This is a genomic window from Streptomyces sp. NBC_01497 (assembly GCF_036250695.1).
GTDB lineage: Bacteria > Actinomycetota > Actinomycetes > Streptomycetales > Streptomycetaceae > Streptomyces.
Genome location: NZ_CP109427.1, coordinates 5,425,042 through 5,442,942, shown reverse-complemented (window position 1 = coordinate 5,442,942; position 17,901 = coordinate 5,425,042). Strand labels below are relative to the sequence as shown.

At 74.2% G+C, this 17,901-nt stretch carries 13 protein-coding genes, 1 tRNA gene and 1 pseudogene; 7 read left to right on the top strand and 8 right to left on the bottom strand.

Features of this window, described 5'->3' with window-relative positions:
* Positions 1-59: 59 nt before the first annotated feature.
* The 4 genes from OG310_RS22945 to OG310_RS22930 form a co-directional block, all read right to left on the bottom strand.
* Positions 60-1,406 carry an AAA family ATPase gene (locus tag OG310_RS22945; RefSeq protein ID WP_329457749.1) on the bottom strand — a complete coding sequence of 449 codons (1,347 nt, stop codon included), beginning with the start codon at positions 1,404-1,406 and terminating at the stop codon, positions 60-62.
* An 82-nt stretch (positions 1,407-1,488) separates the two neighbouring features.
* Positions 1,489-3,234 carry a hypothetical protein gene (locus OG310_RS22940; protein ID WP_329457748.1) on the bottom strand — a complete coding sequence of 582 codons (1,746 nt, stop codon included), beginning with the start codon at positions 3,232-3,234 and terminating at the stop codon, positions 1,489-1,491.
* Entirely contained in the window at positions 3,225-4,451 is a 1,227-nt protein-coding gene (locus tag OG310_RS22935; protein ID WP_329457747.1) for a hypothetical protein, read from the bottom strand. The genes OG310_RS22940 and OG310_RS22935 overlap by 10 nt, the downstream gene beginning before the upstream one ends.
* Complete coding sequence (locus OG310_RS22930; protein ID WP_329457746.1) at positions 4,336-5,304, bottom strand: phosphatase PAP2 family protein; 969 nt, start codon at positions 5,302-5,304, stop codon at positions 4,336-4,338. Before OG310_RS22930 ends, OG310_RS22935 begins: the two co-directional genes overlap by 116 nt.
* 235 nt (positions 5,305-5,539) lie before the next feature.
* Here OG310_RS22930 and OG310_RS22925 point away from each other — a divergent pair, with 235 nt between their 5' ends.
* The 4 genes from OG310_RS22925 to OG310_RS22910 all read left to right on the top strand — a co-directional run bounded on the left by OG310_RS22925 (position 5,540) and on the right by OG310_RS22910 (position 8,014).
* Positions 5,540-6,136 (top strand): histidine phosphatase family protein, encoded by a 597-nt coding sequence (locus tag OG310_RS22925; protein WP_329457745.1) that lies wholly within the window; start codon positions 5,540-5,542, stop codon positions 6,134-6,136.
* Positions 6,137-6,597: 461 nt separating this feature from the next.
* Positions 6,598-6,948, top strand: coding sequence for a hypothetical protein (locus tag OG310_RS22920; protein ID WP_329457744.1), 351 nt, complete (start codon positions 6,598-6,600; stop codon positions 6,946-6,948).
* Positions 6,949-7,250: 302 nt separating this feature from the next.
* Positions 7,251-7,922: a bifunctional DNA primase/polymerase gene (locus tag OG310_RS22915; protein ID WP_329457743.1), complete on the top strand. Its 672-nt coding sequence runs from the start codon at positions 7,251-7,253 to the stop codon at positions 7,920-7,922.
* An 18-nt stretch (positions 7,923-7,940) separates the two neighbouring features.
* Positions 7,941-8,014: transfer RNA gene (locus tag OG310_RS22910), tRNA-Lys, on the top strand.
* A 298-nt stretch (positions 8,015-8,312) separates the two neighbouring features.
* Here OG310_RS22910 and OG310_RS22905 read toward each other — a convergent pair.
* Complete coding sequence (locus OG310_RS22905; protein WP_329457742.1) at positions 8,313-9,572, bottom strand: M6 family metalloprotease domain-containing protein; 1,260 nt, start codon at positions 9,570-9,572, stop codon at positions 8,313-8,315.
* A 631-nt stretch (positions 9,573-10,203) separates the two neighbouring features.
* On the opposite strand from OG310_RS22905, the pseudogene OG310_RS22900 reads away from it, so the two are divergent.
* Positions 10,204-12,348: pseudogene (locus OG310_RS22900) on the top strand (putative bifunctional diguanylate cyclase/phosphodiesterase); the annotation flags it as partial.
* Between the two features lie 330 nt (positions 12,349-12,678).
* Here OG310_RS22900 and OG310_RS22895 read toward each other — a convergent pair.
* A complete protein-coding gene (locus tag OG310_RS22895) occupies positions 12,679-13,752 on the bottom strand; it encodes an alkene reductase (protein ID WP_329457741.1) in 1,074 nt (357 codons plus the stop codon).
* Positions 13,753-13,885: 133 nt separating this feature from the next.
* Here OG310_RS22895 and OG310_RS22890 point away from each other — a divergent pair, with 133 nt between their 5' ends.
* Positions 13,886-14,263 carry a MerR family transcriptional regulator gene (locus OG310_RS22890; protein ID WP_329460324.1) on the top strand — a complete coding sequence of 126 codons (378 nt, stop codon included), beginning with the start codon at positions 13,886-13,888 and terminating at the stop codon, positions 14,261-14,263.
* A gap of 202 nt (positions 14,264-14,465) precedes the next feature.
* Here OG310_RS22890 and OG310_RS22885 read toward each other — a convergent pair whose 3' ends face one another.
* Together OG310_RS22885 and OG310_RS22880 are read right to left on the bottom strand one after the other, a co-directional pair.
* Positions 14,466-15,593: an LLM class flavin-dependent oxidoreductase gene (locus OG310_RS22885; RefSeq protein WP_443078712.1), complete on the bottom strand. Its 1,128-nt coding sequence runs from the start codon at positions 15,591-15,593 to the stop codon at positions 14,466-14,468.
* Positions 15,594-15,842: 249 nt separating this feature from the next.
* Positions 15,843-16,781 carry an NADP-dependent oxidoreductase gene (locus OG310_RS22880; protein WP_443078884.1) on the bottom strand — a complete coding sequence of 313 codons (939 nt, stop codon included), beginning with the start codon at positions 16,779-16,781 and terminating at the stop codon, positions 15,843-15,845.
* Between the two features lie 103 nt (positions 16,782-16,884).
* Here OG310_RS22880 and OG310_RS22875 point away from each other — a divergent pair, with 103 nt between their 5' ends.
* A complete protein-coding gene (locus OG310_RS22875) occupies positions 16,885-17,346 on the top strand; it encodes a TetR/AcrR family transcriptional regulator (RefSeq protein WP_329457739.1) in 462 nt (153 codons plus the stop codon).
* Positions 17,347-17,901 lie beyond the last annotated feature (555 nt).

Below are 17,901 nucleotides of genomic sequence, written 5' to 3'. Positions count from 1 at the left end.
CGGAGGATCATCCCGGCCCAGGGTGCACGGCCGAAGGAGCGCGGCCGAAGCCCCACGCCTCACGCGATCACCCGGTGTTCGCGCAGATGGGCCAGTACCGCGTGGTTGGCCTCCCAGCCGTCCGGGAACTTCACGCTCACACCCAACTGGACGGGTTCGGTCGAGGGATGGTCGTCCAGCAGGTCCTCGACGCCCGCCCTGCAGACCACCACGCACGCGTGCCGGTGCCGGGACGCGAGGACGCACAGACGGCCGGTCTCCAGGTGGAAGGCCGTGGCGTCCGGCCGCCCGGAGAGCGGGTGCAGCACCACCGTGACGTCGAACTCGCGTCCCTGGAGACGGTTCGCGGTGTCCACCGCGACGCCGCGCACGCCGAGTTCCGCGAGCGCCGCGCGGACCGCCGCCGCCTGGTCGCGATGGGCCGTGCCCACGGCGACCCGGTCGGCCGTCACCGGCACCGGCCCGTCCGCGCGCTCGCTCGTCGCGACGCAGCCCCGCTCCAGCAGCCTGCGGACGACCCCGGCGAGGGCGCGCACCGCTTCCGGGTCGGTGCGCGGGGTGCGCCGCGCGGGGAGTTCCAGCAGGCCCCAGCCGGATGCGGCGGCCTCGTCCAGCACCTTATCCGTGCCGGAGCCGTCGGACGCGACGCCGAAGGCGAGCAGCCGGTCACCGTGGTCCGTACCGCTGCGAAACGGGGTGTACGGGTAGAACGCGCGGGACACCAGCGGCGCCGCCGAGGCGGGCAGCCGCCACGACACCGGCAGGCGGTGCTGCGGCAGATGCGGATTGTGCGCGAGCAGCGTGGAGACGGCACTCGCCGACGGGTCGTACGAGAGGCCCGCCCACTGCTCGGCCCCCACGACGCTGAACGGGTCGAGCTGGCCGGGGTCGCCGACGAACAGCGCCCGCTCGAACAGCCCGGCGACGGCGAGCAGCGCGTCGGACCGCATCTGGTACGCCTCGTCCACGATGGCGTGCCCCCACGGCTCCACGCCCTGGACGTGAGCCCATTTCGCGGCGGTCGAGACCACGACGTCGAGGCCGGCGAGGTCGGCCGCCCTGGACGACTTGCGCACGTTCTCCAGGGCGTCGAGCGCCGGGTCGTAAGGGTCCGCGTCGCTGCTGTGCAGCCGCCCGACGGGCAGTTCGGGGTCCTTCTCGCCGAGTCGCAGAACCAGGTCGTCCACCTGGGCGTTGGTCTGCGCGACCACCATCAGCGGCCGCCCCGCGGCGGCGAGTTCAAGGGCCGCGCGCACGACGAGTGTCGACTTGCCCGCGCCGGGCGGGGAGTCCACCACCACACCGCGGTGCGTGCCGTGCAGGGTGTCGCGCAGGATGGCCTCGGTGGCCCGCGCCGCCGCCGCGCCCGGGTCCGTGTCCCGGACGGCGCCGAGGAGCCCCGTCACCTGGTGCCTCCCCGCCGTCGTCCCGTGCCCGCCGTCGGGTGTGCGTCGACTGCCGCCAGGAACGGCGGCCATCCGTGGTCCCTCACAGGAAGTCCTCCTCCGTGTCCCGGTCCGGCTCCGGCCAGGCCGGGGCGTCCGGCAGCGCCGGCGCCGTGAACGCCTCCGGGGGTCCGCCGTGGGTCCAGGGCGTGTCCTCCGGCTCCGGCAGCCTAGGACCGCCGCGGACGGTGTGCTCGAACAGCGTCCACGCGATCACGTCGCCCTTCTCCGGCACCGAGCCCTCGGCCGGAGCCTTGCTCCTGCCCATGCGGTCGATGATCCGCAGGACCACCGTGACGGGCGCGTCCCCGGCCGCCCGCGCACCACCCGCCTCCGCACCACCCGCCTCCGTATCGCGCGCCTCCCGGCCGTCCGTCTCCTGGCGCTCCGGGGCCCCCGGCTCTCCCGCGCTCCGCGCCCCGCCCGGAACGTCCTCGTACCGGACGAACACCGCCGCCTGGGGCCTGCCGTCCAGCGAACGGAAGACCTTCGCCCGCTCCCCGAGCTGCGGTGCGTCACCCGTCCGCACCGTCACCAGCGGCCTCGGGGCGGGGCGTTTGCCCTCGCTGTACTCCAGGACGACGTCTGTCACCTCGCCGACGAACGCCTGCCCCGCGAGCCGGTGGCCGGCCAGCACCAGCGGATCGTCCAGCGCCTCCGCCGCCTCCAGTTGCGCCTGGGCGCTCTCCCGCGAGGCCAGTTTGCGCGCGGCCGTCACCGCGTCGTCCCGGCGCGGCTGGGGCGGCTCGCCCGCCCGTACCCGGTCCCGGTGCCCGGTGTACGACCAGCGGTCCTTGGTCCACCGCTCGTCGACGCGGGCGCCCTCGGGGAGTTCCCGCAGCAGATCGACGCCGCGCCACACGGCGTCCCAGGTGGGCCGCAGCACCTCCGCGAGCATCCGGCGCAGGTCGCGCTCGGCCGCCGCTGCCCGGGCGAGCTGCTCCTCCGCGTACGCCCCGTCCTCGGCCGCCGCCTGTTCGCGGCGCGCCCGGTCGTAGCGCTCGACCGCGGGCGCGAGCAGCTTGTTGTCGAACGCGGGGTCCGTCGCGGGTCCCGCGGGCGGGCAGAGCAGTTGCCCCCGCGCGTCCCTGCCCACCTCGGCCCGCAGCGCCGCCTCGGGACCCGTCAGCTCGCCGGGCGGCTCCAGCCAGGCGAGGAGCGCGCCGAGATGCTGGTCCTCCAGGTTGGACTGCCCGGTCGCCCAGTGACGGCCCAGCAGGTCCGTCATCGCGAGCAGCAGCGACGAGCCGGGCACGCGCGCCCGTTCGCCGTAGTGGGTGAGCCAGCGGCCGAGCAGCGGCACGCGCGGCGGCGCGGGGTAGGCCACGTCCGGGTCGTCCTCCGCCGTGCGCCGGAACCGCATCGACCGGCCGAGCAGCCGTACGAAGTCGATGCCCGGCCGGTTGGGCACGATCAGCTGCGGCGCGTCCGCGCACAGTTCGACCTCGACCTTGACGCGCTTGCCCGTCTGCGGGTCCGTCTCGCCGCGCTCCGCGACCTCCACGTCGTCCGCGTACGCGTCCATGACGGGCAGCACGGAGTCCGCGAGCCGGGCGAGGAACGCGAACCGCAGGTCGCGGTCGCGCGGCTGAGCCACGGTCAGCAGCCGGGGCGCGTCGCGGTCGGTGCCGACGAGGGCCCCGAGCGGCGCCCCGGCCTCCCCCGCCGTGGTCAGCGGCACGAGGACGAGCGGGCGGTCCGACACGTGCCGGTGGCGTACGGTCGCGAGCCGCGTGGCCCGGCCGGTGTCGACCGCTTCGAGCCGCGCCAGCGTGCTGATCAAGGACATCCGGCACCTCCCCCGTCCGGGCCGCCACCCGCACCGGCGAGTGCCTCGGCCCGCAGGGCGGCCGCCCTGCGCAGCGCGGCGACCGCCGGGTCCGCCGCGTCGCCCGCCTCACCGCGCGCCGCCGCCAGGACCGCGCCGACCGTCGTGAGGCCGCCGAGGTCGCCCCGTACGCCCCGGCCCAGGGACTCCACCGCGCCGGCGTCGCGCGCCCGGCCCCGGCAGTGGAAGGCGAGTTCGCAGGCGGCCAGGCACTCGGGCGCGTAGGCGGCGGGCACGGCTTCGACGGCGGCCGTCAGCTGCTCGCCCGAGCGCCCGGACACATCGAATGTCGTGCCGTCGGGCAGGACCGCCGCGATGTCCTCGATCCGGGTCAGCCGCTCCAGCTGACGGCGGGTCACGGCGAGCTGCTTGCGGACGTCGACGACGGACGCCGCGGGCAGGTTGGAGAAGTCCTTCGGGCACACCAGCAGGACCCGGTCGTCGACGCGGGCGCCGCCGGCGTGGGCCGCGACGCGCTCCAGCGCCAGCACGTACACCGCCGACTGCCGGGCCGCCGCGCCGACCTTGGTCGCGTCGGCCGAGCCGTCGATCATCGGGAACGACTTGATCTCCACGACCGTCCACCGCCCGTCCGGGTCGACCACGACGGCGTCCGGCTCCAGATAGGCCGGCGACCCCGCCACGTCGAGGGCGAGCAGCGGATGGTCGAGCAGGGTCCACGCCCGCTCGCCCGCGGTGTCGGTGGCCTCGCGCAGCGCCAGCGCCGTACGCGCCACGCGCCCTTCGGGGCCTGCGGCGGCGAGGTCGGGCACGCGGGCACTCTCCTCGGCCGCCGCCGGCGGGCCGCCGAGGTGTTCCCGTACGAGCCGCAGCAGTTCGAACCCGCCGTGCGCCTTGACGCGCGCCTCGAACGCGTTGCCCCGGGCGAACGCGAACTGGGACTGGCCGAAGGGCGCGGGCGAACCGAGGGCCTCGGCGAGCACGCCCTTGTCGACGCCCGCCCCGTCGAGCAGCGCGCGCCGCCGGCAGCCGGGGTTGGCGGCGAGGGCGGCCAGCGCGCGGGCGTCGAGCGGACGCGCGCTCACCCCGGGGCCGCGCAGCTCAGCCAGCCGCCGCCGTAGTGCCGCCGGCGTCGGCCCCCGCTCCGCGCCGTGCGCCGCGTTTCGCGCCTGCGGAGGAACTGCCGGTGCGGGTCCGCTGCCCTGGGAATCGTTCACCCGCCGAAGTCTCGCACCCGCCGCTGACAATCGTGCTGCCCCGGGTCCCGGGGCGGGCCCCCGGGCGGGTCGGTTCGGGCTCGTCGGGGCGGCGCAGCACGCGGCCGACCGCGGTGCGCAGCGGGTCGGTCAGCAGGGCGCCGATCGCCATGACGGTGGCCCCGGCGACGGCGTCGAGGAGGTAGTGGTTCGCGGTGCCGATGACGACGAGCGTGATGACGAGGGGGTAGGTGACGCCGAGCCACCGTACGAGCGGGGTCCTGGCGTGCCGCCACAGCATCACGCCGCACCACAGGGCCCAGCCGACGTGCAGGCTCGGCATCGCCGCGTACTGGTTGGTGATGCTGCCGAGGCCCCGCGGGGCGCTGGCCTGGCCGCCCCACCAGCCGTAGGAGCTGTAGCGCGCCATGGTGTCGACGAAGCCGTACGCGTTGCCGAGCAGGCGGGGCGGCGCGGTCGGCACGAGGGTGAAGCCGATGAGGCCGACCATCGTGGAGAGCATCAGCCAGGTGCGGGCCCTGCGGTAGTGGCCGGGCCGGCGGCGGTAGAGCCAGAACAGGACGGCGGGCGTCATGACGTAGTGCAGGGACGCGTACACGAAGTCGGCGGGGACGCCGAGGACCGCGGTGCGCGTGAAGACCCGGTTGAGCGTCCGCTCGGGGTCGATGCGCAGGTGCTGTTCTATGTGGAGTATCGCGATGCCGTGGTGGACGGCGCCGGGTATGTCACCACGTACGAGGAGCCGGCCCGCGGAGTACGCGGCGTACACCACGACGAGCAGCAGGATCTCGATCCACCACCGGAGCCTGGGGTGCGCCCCGGTCCGGTCGGTGCTGCTCACTGCGTACGACATTCGGACGTCTCCATGATGTTTTCATATGCTTTTCGGCGGACGTTCAACCTACGGGGCCAGTGGGGGCGCCGGTGATGCGGGTGCGGCCGTTCACCGGGTCGTGCGACGGCCCCGGAAAGCGGCGTGAGGGGAAGGACGCCGGACGGGGCGGACGGGTTGCCCGGTGAACGCGGGATGGCCGGCTGGGCGATGATGGAGGGACATCTGCCCGCGAATTCCTGGGAGAAGCCCTCGCATGCGCCTGTTCCTCGTCCGGCACGGCCGGACGGCCTGGTCGGTTTCCGGACAGCACACCGGAAGGACGGACATTCCCCTCCTCGAAGAGGGGCGCGCGGACGCCAAGGCGCTCGGCGAGCGCCTGCACCGCCCACCGTGGTCGGGACTCGCGGGCGCCGAGGTCCGCACGAGCCCCCTGGTGCGGGCCGCTCAGACGTGCGAACTCGCGGGGTTCGGCGACCGGGCGGCGCGGTGGGACGCGCTGATGGAGTTCCACTACGGGGCCTACGAGGGACTCACGCCCGCACAGATAGCCGAAGCCAGGCCCGGCTGGTTCATCTGGCGCGACGGCGTGCCCGAGGGCGAGAGTCTCGCGCAGGTCTCGGAGCGGGCGGACGAGGTGGTGGCCTGGGCGCGGTCCGCCGAGCGCGACGCGGTCGTCTTCGCACACGGGCACATCCTGCGGGCGATCGGCGCGCGCTGGCTCGGCGAACCGGTCGCGTTCGCCTCGCGGATCAGGCTGGCGCCCGCGTCCCTGTCGGTCCTCGGCTGGGCGTACGGGGCGCCCGCGCTGGAGGTCTGGAACGACACGGCGCACCTGGAGCCCGGGGCCTGAGGGACAGGGCCCGACGTACGGCCCGGAAGCGCGGGCCCGAAGCACGAACTCGACGTACGGCCCGAAAGCGCGGGCCCGAAGCACGAACTCGACGTAGGGACCCGGGGCGAGAGCGGCTGTCGCGGGCGCTCGCCCGGGGAACGCCCCGCCCGGCCGCTGGGGGTCGCCCGACGCGGGACGGCCACTCGTGCCGCGCTCCTGCCGCTGCCGTGGGCCGGGGCCCTCGCGCACTCCCGCGGGTCCACCGCCGCACGACCCCGGGGGCGTGCCGCAGGGCCGGCGCCCGGTATGCCCCACGGGGCCTGTCCCGCTCCGCGTCCCACGATCCCGGATACCGCCGCACGCTCCCGGGCGTCCGCCCGTCGGACGCCCTCTTGCGCGACGCGGGACAATGGACGACGGTCCCTCGTCGGATCACGTTCGCGTACGAGCACGTCCAGCAGTACCCAGGAGGACACACCATGGCGGATGCCGCCCCGGGCCGGCGCCGTACGAGGCCCGCTCCGCTCCTGTTCGAGCCCTCGGCCGCGGCGGCCGACCCCGACCGCTTCTTCGGACTGGAATCGATGGACGACCCGGGCGAGCTGCTCGACCGGTCGACGGAACTGGCGCTGTCGTTCCGCGCCGCGACGGACCGCGCCGTCGAGTTCCAGGCGATCGCGGCCGCGCAGCTCGCCGACCCGCGCAGGTTCGACCGGCTGACGCCGGTGGACATCGCCGAGCGGGCCGGGTGGACCGAGGACTACGCGAAGAAGATGATCGAGTTCGGCCGGGACCTGCTGAACGGCACGACCCCGGCCCACGACGCCTGAGCACGCGGCCCGCCCGCCGTCAGCACGGCGGCGTACCAGCGTCCCGGCGTACGCACGTCCCCGCGCCCCGCGTCCCGCGCCACGTCCCGCACCTCTGTGCCGCCGCGAGCGGGACACACGCGCGCCGGTCCCGGTGTGCGACGGCGCACCCCCGCGCACCCCGGCGCACACGCCGGATGCACGTGCATCCGTACGAGCGTCCGGCATATGCGGGCAGGCAGGTTACGCCCCGCCTCCACCCCGCGTCCCGGTTTCCCACAACTCACAGCCATACGGCCGTCACTCCAGGTAGACCTGGGTGCATGACCGCATGGCCACGAGAAGAGAAGCCGCCCCTCGCCCCCCGCCGTACCGATCTGCTGCCCCCGCCCGGTGAGGCCGAGCGGGGACCCACCGAGCAGGTCACCCCGGAGGGCGCCGCCTGGCTGACCTCGGCCGCGGCCTATCCGCGCTCCGCGCTGTCCCTGTGGAACGGCAGGCCCGACGCCCCCGGCGTCCTGCCCTGCGGGTCGGTCTTCGACATCGTGAACCTGCCCATCGTCTTCGCCCGCCGGGTCCTCGACCGGCTGTGGTCCGAGGGCCCCGGCTCCGGGCCGGTCGCGGCCCACCGGGGCCGGGTGCTGCTCTTCGCCACCCCGGGCACCGCGCAGCGGCTGCCGGCGCTCATCGACTGGGAGGAGTGGGGCGGCACGGACCGCGCGGGCGGCATGCCGCCGCTGCTGTGCCATGGCGCCGGCGACGCCGTCACCGTGCCACCGCTGGCCCCCGGGCAGGCCTCCGGGCCGCGCTGGGTGGTGGCGCCCGACACACGGGGGCCCTGGCTGCCCGGGCCCGAGGTGCTGCTCTGGGCGTGCGTCGGGGCCGCCCGCGCGATCCCGCAGCCGGGCGAGGAGCGGACGATTCCGGCGGCACGGCGTCGACCTGCGCCTTCACCGTCCTTTATCGATTTTTCCTCTCAGCGGTCCGGGTGCTAATGTCTACGACGTCAGCACGCGCCGCTAGCTCAGTTGGTTAGAGCAGCTGACTCTTAATCAGCGGGTCCGGGGTTCGAGTCCCTGGCGGCGCACAGACAGCGAGAAGGCCCTCATCGTCAGGTGGGGGCCTTCTTGCGTGTCCGCAGCGATCGTCCGGAGCGATCCGAAGGGGTCCACGGCGATCCGGGACGATCCGGGGGCCCGGAGTCGCCGGTACGGAGTCGGGGGTCCGGAGACGTCCCGGGCGACCCGGGGAATGGCCCGAGGTGCTCGTCCCGACGGCGGCACCGTCGGGGCGACCGCGGGACGTGAGCATCGCCGCACGGCGGCGCGGCCGGCGTCCGGAGCCCGGCACCAGGCGGCCCGGGACGGGACACCGCCACCCTCACGTCACGCGTGGTCCCCCGTGGTGATCTTCACCGTCCACGCACCCGTCGGCGTGCGATCGGCGGCCTCCACCGAGATCCGCTCCCCCGGCACGGTGTACGTCTCGCCGACGCCGAGCGGCGCGTCCGCGAGGGGCGGGTAGACCGAGTTGCCCGCACACGCCGAGGTGTGCGGATGGGTGTCGTACACCTCGATCGGACCGCCGCCCGACTCCGTCCCGCCGCGGACGCGGTAGATCAGGATGCCCTCGGTGCACGTGGTCGCGTCGTTGCCGACGGCGGCGCGCGCCTCCACGGCGATCGCCGATTCCTCGCCGGTCCTGATCACCACGAGCCGGGTGCCTGCCTGTCCGCCCACGGACCGCGGCGCCGAGATCGGCTCCAGGGTGAGCATGGTGGCACCGGCGCTCTGCACGCACCGGACCTGGCGGTCGTCCAGCCAGCCCAGCTTCCACTTGAGCCAGCCGAACAGGTCGGGCGCGAGGCCGAACTGGCTGCCCATGACGTCCCAGTCGCCCACGTAGGTGTCCCAGTCGCCCTTGCCGTCGGTGGGCCGGTGGTAGAGGTCGGGCAGATCGAACACGTGGCCCGTCTCGTGCGCCAGGACGTTCCGGTCCGGCGGGTGGTGTTCGAACACGGTCACGATGCGACCGATGTCCGTACCGTCCGCGCGCATCGGACGGCTGAAGTTGACCACTTTCGTCGCGTCCGCGTCGACGCCCGGGGCGTCCGGGTCGGCGACGAGGTAGACGACCTGGTACTTCGCGAAATCCACCACCGGGTCGGCCACGCGTAGCGCGTCGCGCAGGTACATGTCGCGCCGCTTCGGGGCCCAGTCCCGTGTTATCCGGTACGCGGTGGACGGGTGCGGCATCCGGAGCCAGTGCGCCAGGGGATGGTTCCGCAGCACGAACTTGCCGTACGAGGACCGGTTCCAGAACCGGCTGGTGGCCGGGAAGTGGTCGGCCGCCAGCTCGCGCGGGGTGGTCCTCGGCGCGGCGTCGGGGAACGACAGGAAGATCATCACCGAGTCGACCGTGTGGTCGGGGCGCGCGTAGGCACTGTTCCAGGAGTCGAGCCCGAGGCTGTGGTGCGCGGCAGTGCGCGGCAGGGCACACGCGGCGGGCGAGGCGGAGGCCGCGATCGTCGGCGCGGTGACCAGCGAGGTGGCGGTGAGTGCCACCAGCGACGTGAGGGCCGCCGCCGCGCGGCGCAGACGCGGCCGGTCGGGCCCCGCGGGTGCCGATCCCTGGTGACGCTCCACAAAGACCTCCGGCCGCGGAATTCGTGTGACGTCACCCACTTTGTGATGTTTTGTTATGAAATGCCCGCTCAGAGGAACCAGCCGGGTGAGCCGTACAGCCACGCGTACGACGACGACAACGCCGACGGTCGCGACGACGGTGGCGGCAGCGGCAGCGGCAACGGCAACGGCAACGGCAGCGGCAGCGGCAGCGGCGAAGGATCCGGCACAAGGAACCGGCACGGGAAGAACGCAGCGGACAGGACGGGCGGGGCGGGGCGGGGATGGGCGTGCCGGTCACGGGCCCGGCGCGTGCGACGCACGGAGGGACGCTTGGGGCGCGACGGCGCGTGCGACGCACGTACGACGACGGCGCGCACCACGGCGGCCGGACCGCGGCGCCCCTCCTCCCGGTGGGCGCACTCGATCACGGAACGTCACAAACCGTCAGGACACGCGCGACCTGCGTCGGAGATAAGCAGAAACGGTCAACCTCCGGGGCGTGGACCCCCGTTTGGCCTCCCCGTGTCGTCCCGCCCGTCCGCCCGTAGCTGGAACGGCCCCCCGGCCTGGCTCTATGATCGGCTCACTTTCCCGGCTCGACCGACCCTGACCGCCCTTGTACGACACGACTGCACCGAGGGAGCGAGCCGTGAGCGCAACCTCCGAAGAACCGCGATCGACGGCAGTCGCAGCGCACGGCGCCGCGCGACCGGCGGACCACAAGGTCACGGACCGTCACCCGATCGGCGGGGTCCGCCGAACGCCGCGGCCGAGCGACTACCGGGCCGCCTTCAACGCCGCGCAACTGGCCATGGCGGTCCTCGACCGGGAAGGCACGGTCCTCAGCGCCAACGACGCCCTCGCCGACCTGCTCGGCGCCACCGGGCCCGGCCTGCCCGGGCAGGCCGCCGCGGACCTGGTCGACCTCGCGTCCGACGCCCGCACCTGGCACGCGTACCGGGAGGTGCTGCGCGGCGCCCGGCGCAGCCTGCGGTGCACCCGGCGCATCAAGCACCCGGGCGGGCGCGCGGTGTGGGCGGAGGTCACGGTGGCCCCCGTACCCGACACGGACGGCGGCGCGCTGCTCTCGGTCACGGACATCAGCGACCGGCGCGAACTCCAGGCGCGGCTGCGCCATCTCCAGATGCACGATCCGGTGACGCGGCTGCCCAACAGGGCGTTGTTCTTCGAGCGGCTGACGGCCGCCCTGGAGTGCTCGGCCCCCGGACGACGGACCGCCATCGCGCCGGAGCAGGAGGTCGCCGCGAGGGCCCTGAGCGCCCAGAGCTCTCCGAGCGCCGTGCCGGAGGGCGTCCCCGAGGATGGAGCAGGGCGCGACGGAGGGGCCCGTCCCACCGAGCGGGTCGCTCAGGCAGCCGGGGCCACCCCGGTGACCTCCGCCCCCACCTCCGCCTCCGCCCCCGAAGAATCCACCTCCGTCTCCGCCTCAGCTGTCTCCTCATCCTCAGCTGTCTCCTCCGCCTCCGTCTCCGCCCCCGCCGACGGTCGTCAGGCCCGCGAGAGCCGCGCCGACGACGACCCGGGCGAGCGCGGCACGGGCCGCATCGGGCTCCTCTACCTCGACCTGGACGGTTTCAAGGCCGTCAACGACACCCTCGGCCACCGCACCGGCGACCGGCTGCTCGCCGCCGTCGCGCAGCGCCTCGTGGACTGCGCGGAGCACGCCGACCGCACCGGGGGCGGCCACCTCGTGGCGCGGCTGGGCGGCGACGAGTTCGCGGTGCTCGTCGAGGACTCGACGGGCACCGAGCAACTCACCGCCCTGGCCCGGTCCGTGCTGGACTCGCTGCAGCTCCCGTTCGACCTCGCGGGGCAGCGGCTCGCCCTGTCCGCGTCGATCGGGGTCGTGGAACGCGGCTGTGAGTCCACCACCCCGACGGGGCTGATGCAGGCCGCGGACACCACGCTGTACTGGGCGAAGGCCGACGGCAAGGCGCGCTGGACGCTGTTCGACCCGGAGCGCAACGCGCACCGCATGACCCGCCAGGCCCTGTCGTCCTCGCTGCGGCCCGCCGTCGAACGGGGCGAGTTCCAGCTGGAGTACCAGCCGCTGGTGTGCATGGCGGACAGTTCGGTCAAGGGCGTGGAGGCGCTGGTGCGCTGGCAGCACCCGCAGTTCGGCACACTGACGCCGAATCGGTTCATCGGGCTGGCCGAGGAGGACGGTTCGATCGTCCAGCTCGGCAGCTGGGTGCTGCGTACGGCGTGCCGCCAGGCCCGGCGGTGGCAGCTCGCGCACCCGGACGCGGCGCCGCTGTTCGTCAGTGTAAACGTGGCCGTACGGCAGGTGTGGGACTCCGACCTGGTGGCCGAGGTCGCGGACGTGCTCGCCGAGACGGGGCTGCGGCCGGAGCTGCTCCAGCTGGAGCTGACCGAGTCGGCGGTGATGGGGTCGGCGGGCCGGCCGCTGCAAGCGCTGCAGTCGCTCAGCGAGATGGGCGTCGGCATCGCCATCGACGACTTCGGCACGGGCTACTCGAACCTCGCGTACCTGAGCCGGCTGCCGGTGTCCGTGCTGAAGCTGGACGGCTCGTTCGTACGGGGCTTCCGCTACGACGAGGGCGGCGCGCACCAGAACCCGGCGGACGAGATGATCGTCGAGGCCCTGGTGCAGCTCGCGCACCGGCTGGGGCTGACGGTGACGGCGGAGTGCGTCGAGACGTCCGTACAGGCCGAGCGGCTCCAGCAGATCGGCTGCGACACCGGGCAGGGCTGGCTGTATTCGCGCCCGGTGGTGCCGGAGCGCATCTCGGAACTGCTGGCCCGGCGCTCCACCGGGGCCGGCGGGGCGGGTACGGGCCCGCGCCTCGGCCAGGGCACCGACTCGGGCGCGGGCGCCGACTCGGGCGCGGGCGCCGACTCGGGCGCCGTCGCCGTCGCCGGGACGGGAGCCCCGGCCGGCGCTCCCGCGCTCCCCACCACCGAGGCGGTCAGCGCTACGAACGCGGGGACACCTGGCACGTGAGCAGGCTTCCCGTGCCCGGCGCACAACCGGCCTCCCCCGCCGGCCGCGCGCCCAGGCTTCCGGTGCCGGCCGCGTGACCGGTCGGCGCGGGGAGCGCCGGCCGGTCCACCCGTCAGGCCGACGACTGGTGACGGTACGTCAGGCCACGTGCTGGTACGCCCCGTAGGTGAGGTAGCCCGTGTCACCGCCCTGGTAGTACGTCGCCTCGTCGACCGGCGCGATCGGGAGTCCCGTGCGCAGCCGTTCGACCAGGTCCGGGTTGGCGATGAAGGCGCGTCCGAAGCTGATGAGGTCGGCCCCCAGCCCGAGCCAGCGGTCGGCGTCGGCCCGGTCCGTCTGCTTCGGCCCCATCGGGAACACCGGGTTGATCACGAGGGTGCCCGGCCAGGCGCGCCGCAGGCCGAGCAGGACCTCTTCGTCGGCGGTGGCCTCCAGATGGACGTAGGCCACCTCCAGGCGCGCCAGTTCGCTCAGCAGCGCGGTGTTCACCTCGCGTGCGTCGCTCTCCTCGACTCCCCAGAACCCGCCGCCGGGAGAGAGCCGGATGCCGGTGCGCTCCGCGCCGACGGCCGCGACGGTCGCGGCAACCGCCTCCACCGCGAACCGCGTCCGGTTGACCACCGAGCCGCCGTATCGGTCGGTCCGCAGGTTGGCGTTGGACGAGAGGAACTGCGAGATCAAGTAGCCGTTGGCACCATGTAGTTCGACACCGTCGAAACCCGCTTCGATGGCACGGCGGGCGGCACCGGCGTACGACTCGGCGTGCCCGGCCACCTCGGCGGTCTCCAGGGCGCGCGGCACGGGCGCGGGCCGGGGACCGTCCGGTGTGAACACCTCGCCCGTGGCGGGGACGGCCGAGGGGCCGACGGGCTGCGTCCCGATGGTGCTGGAGTGCGAAACCCTCCCCCCGTGCATGAGTTGGGCGAAGATCCGCCCGCCGTTGGCGTGCACGGCGTCGGTGACGGGCCGCCACGCGGCCACCTGCTCGTCGGTGTGCAGTCCCGGAGTACCCGGGTTCGACTGCCCGATCACACTCGGCTGCACACCCTCGCTCACGATGAGTCCGGCCGTGGCCCGTTGGGCGTAGTACGTCGCCATGGACTGCGTCGCCAGCCCGCCGGCGGCGGCCCTGACCCGGGTCATGGGCGCCATCACCACCCGGTTGGGCAGGGCCAGTTGACCGATCCGGTGGCTGCTGAAAAGGGTCGTCACGTCCAGGCTCCTTCACGTCCGGCGTACCCGGATCCCGGGTACGTCGACTACGCTAAAACCTGACACGGATGTCAGAGGCAAGCGCTGTGGCGCAGTTCACAACGAGGAGGACGGCATGCGGACCGAGGGCGGTATGCGCATCGGGGGACTCGCGTCACGGACCGGGGTCAGCGTCAGGTCCCTGCGCTACTACGAGGAGCAGGGGCTGCTCACCAGCACCCGCAGCGCCGGCGGGCAGCGCCACTACACCGACGCGGAGGTCGAGCGGGTCCGGTTCATCCAACGGCTGTACGCCGGGGGCCTGTCCAGCCAGACCATCGCCGATCTCCTGCCGTGCGTCGACGCCCCCAGCGAGCAGAACTCCGACGCGGCCCTGGAGCGCATGGCGCAGGAACACGAACGGCTCGCCGAGCACATCCGCGACCTGACGCGCACTCAGGAGGCGCTCAAGGAACTGATGCGGGTGGCCCGGGCGCACCGGGAGCTCCACCGGCCGCGGACGGCCGCCTGAACGCGGAGATCCCGCGGCGGTCACGGCCCCGCCGGATGACTGCGTCCGACGGGGACCGCCCCCGACGGGAGCTCTCCGCCCGCGGGGACCGCCCCGCGGGCCGGAGAACGCGGCCGGTGTGTACGGCCCATCGGCCCACCGCCCAAAGGGCCGACGGCCGGGGCGGGGACGCGAGAACGGCCCCCGGCGACGCCGAGGCGCCTCAGCCCTGCGAGGAGCCGCCGGGCAGCCCGTAGGCGTCGGCGATCAGGTCGTAGCTCCTGATGCGCACGGACGCGGTGTGCGCGTTGGCGGTGATCATCAACTCGTCGGCGCCGGTGCGCTTCTGGAGCTCGTTGAGGCCGTCGCGCACGGCGTCGGGCGTGCCGTGGACCACGTTGCCCACCCAGCCCTCCACGAAGTCGCGCTCCATCTCGCTGAACGTGTACGCCTCCGTCTCCTCCGGCGTCGGCACGAGGCCGGGGCGACCCGTGCGCAGCCGCACCATCGACAGCGCGCCGGTCATCACCTGACGGCGCGCCTCCGCCTCGTCCTCGGTGGCCAGCGCGGCCACACCGATCAGCGCGTACGGCTCCGAGAGCACTTCGGAGGGCCGGAACGAGCTGCGGTAGAGGTCGAGCGCGGGGACGGTGTTCTGCGCGGAGAAGTGGTGCGCGAAGGCGAACGGCAGACCGAGCATGCCCGCGAGCTGCGCGCTGAAGCCGGACGAACCGAGCAGCCAGATCGGCGGGCGGCCCGGGGCCCCCTGGACCGGCCCCGGCACCGAGTGGATGCGCGCGTACGGGTGCCCGTCGGGGAAGTCGTCGTCGAGGAAGCGGGTCAGCTCGACCAGTTGCTGCGGGAAGTCGTCCGCGCCCTCGTTGAGCCGCTCGGAGCGGCGCAGCGCGGCGGCGGTGGCGCCGTCCGTGCCGGGGGCACGGCCGAGGCCGAGGTCCACGCGGCCGGGGGCGAGCGCCTCCAGCGTGCCGAACTGCTCCGCGATGACGAGCGGCGCGTGGTTGGGCAGCATCACACCGCCGGAGCCGAGCCGGATGCGCTCGGTGTGCGCGGCCAGGTGGGCCAGGATCACCGCGGGTGAGGAGGACGCGATGCCGGGCATCGAGTGGTGCTCGGCGATCCAGTGCCGCAGGTAACCGCGCCGCTCGGCGAGCTTCGACAGCGTGACGCTGTTGTGCAGCGCGTCCGTCGCGGTCGTGCCGGCACCGACCGTGACCAGGTCGAGCACGGACAGCGGCACCGGCGCGGTGCCCTGTGCCGTGCCTCGGATCGCGTCGGCGTGGGTGGCGTCGTCCGTCACGTTCGGGTCCTCCAAAGTGAGCTTCCAGGTCACCAGAGGCAGCGGAGGTCGTCTCCGCTTTATTCCCGGCCGGCGCCGGGCCCGCGCGTTGCCCGCGCTCGCGCCCCCGCCCGCACCTGGTCCGGGCCCGCGCTCGCACCCCCGCCCGCACCCGGTTCGCGCTCGCACCCCCGCCAGCGCCCGCACCCTCGCCCCCGCTCACGCTCATGCCCGAGCCCGTGCCCTGCCCGTGCCACCACGGCAGGGACGGCCCGGCGCGCGGACCCGGCGCCCGTGAGCGCCCTAACGGATACGGGTGAGGTCGACCACGATCTTTCCCCGCCGGGGCGGCTGTGCGGCTGCCTCGTGCGCCCGCGCGGCCTGATGGGCCGGATAGACGTCCCGGACCGGCACGCGGAAGCGGCCACGGTCGGCGAGTGCCGCGGCCGGGGCGAGTCCGTGGACGCCGTCGGCCTGGCCGCCGAGACGGCCCAGGGAAAGCCGGACTCCGTGAGCCGGCGCCCCGAAGTCGGCCAGGGTGACGACGTGGTGCGCCGTGCCCGCCAGGTCGGTCAGTTCACTGAGCGACCCGGCTCCCGCGACATCGAGTGCCCGGTCGACCGGGGCGGCGGTCAGGGCGCGGATCCGGGCGGGCAGACCGGGTCCGTAGTCCACGGGCTCCCCTCCCAGTTCCCTGACGAACCCATGGCTCTGGGGACGCGCGGTGCCGATCACGCGGGCGCCGCGCGCCACCGCGAGCTGCACCACCATGCTGCCGACGCCGCCGGCCGCACCGTCGACCAGCAGGGTCATGCCGTCCTGGATGTCGAGCAGGTCGAGGGCGCGGGTCGCGGTCTCGATGCCGGTACCCGCCGCACCGGCCTCCGCCCACGTCATGCCGTGCGGCTTGCGCGCCAGGAAGTCCAGGACCGCGTACTGCGCGCTCGCACCGCCCAGCCGTGCCACGTCGACCGCCCCGAAGACCTCGTCGCCGACGGCGTGGCCCGTCACCTCGTCGCCGATCTCGTCGATCACACCGGCGGCGTCGACGCCGGGAATGTGCGGCAGCGAAAGGCTCCTGCTCGCGGGGGACGAGCCTGCGCGCAGCCCGAGATCGACGGGTGAGACGCCCGCCGCCCTGACGGCGATGCGGACCTGGCGAGGGCCGGGGTGCGGCTCGGGCGCCGTGCCGAGAGCCAGGACCTCGGGCGAACCGAACCGCTCGAACCGCACAGCGAAGATGATCACCTCTCCGGCCCGGTGCCTCCGGGCTCCGCGATGAGGTAAACATCGTTCCGGAGCACCTGCTCCCCTTCCGTGGAAGGTGAGAGGGGCGCGGAGAGAAGTGACTCGGAAAACCAGGGCCGACGCGGCCGCCAACCGTGAACACATCGTCGCGACCGCACGCGAGGCCTTCGCCGCGCGGGGCGTCGACCTTCCCCTGCGCGAGGTAGCCCGCCGCACCGGTCTGGGCATCGCGACGCTGTACCGGCACTTCCCCACCCGTACGGACCTGATCGACGCGGCCCTGGCCGGCCATGTGGCGGCCTGCCGTGCCGACATGCGGGCCGCACAGGCGGAGCCGGATGCCTGGGTCGCGCTGAGCGCCGCCATCCGCGCCTTCGCGGAGCACCAGATCCACGCCCCGGGACTCAACGAGGCCCTGCTGGGCTCGCACGCGGCAGGCGACGCGTTCCGCGACGACCGGCAGGCCCACGCGGCGGCGCTGGAACAACTCGTCGCCCGCGCACACCGGCAGGGGGCCTTGGACGAGGCACCACCGTCAGCGACGTCCGCGTCGCCTTGACGGCGATCTCCTCGCTGCGCCCGACGCGGTTCGTCCGGCGCCCCGACGCGATCCGCGCCCTGCTCGACCTGCTTCTCGCCGGGTTGCGCTCGCCCGATCGCTGAACTGCCGCTCAAGCCGCACCCGGTGGCCGTCGCCGTGAGGTGATGACCCGCTGGGCGCGTGCGCCGGTGCGCCGGTGCGCCGGACACCGGAGGTCCGCACCAGGCACCAGGACCCGAGCACCGGGCACCGGACGCCGGGCATCCGTGGTCGTTCTCACCGGCCCCGGCCGTCCCGATGTCCCCCACGACGGCTCCCGCCCGCACACCGCTCGGGGCCGTCCGATCACACCACGTGTCGATGCGGCGCCCCTATCCGCCACCCGTCAGTGTCGTTGTGTCCAGGCGGCCCCAACCGACCGCTTCCGTACGTCGTGAGTCGGCGATCCCATGGGTCCGGCCAGGGCACAGCGGGTTCGAGCCACCCCTTCCGGCCTCCCGATCCCGTCGGGACATACCGCACAACACACGGACACAGCGCACCAGAAGAATCAGTTCAGGCCACCGGAACGTC

Excerpts from the sequence above, each read along its gene's own strand:
- OG310_RS22940 (WP_329457748.1), bottom strand. The coding sequence starts at position 3,234 with ATGTCCTTGATCAGCACGCTGGCGCGGCTCGAAGCGGTCGACACCGGC.
- OG310_RS22930 (WP_329457746.1), bottom strand. The coding sequence starts at position 5,304 with ATGTCGTACGCAGTGAGCAGCACCGACCGGACCGGGGCGCACCCCAGG.
- OG310_RS22925 (WP_329457745.1), top strand. The coding sequence starts at position 5,540 with ATGCGCCTGTTCCTCGTCCGGCACGGCCGGACGGCCTGGTCGGTTTCC.
- OG310_RS22920 (WP_329457744.1), top strand. The coding sequence starts at position 6,598 with ATGGCGGATGCCGCCCCGGGCCGGCGCCGTACGAGGCCCGCTCCGCTC.
- OG310_RS22915 (WP_329457743.1), top strand. The coding sequence starts at position 7,251 with ATGACCGCATGGCCACGAGAAGAGAAGCCGCCCCTCGCCCCCCGCCGT.
- OG310_RS22890 (WP_329460324.1), top strand. The coding sequence starts at position 13,886 with ATGCGCATCGGGGGACTCGCGTCACGGACCGGGGTCAGCGTCAGGTCC.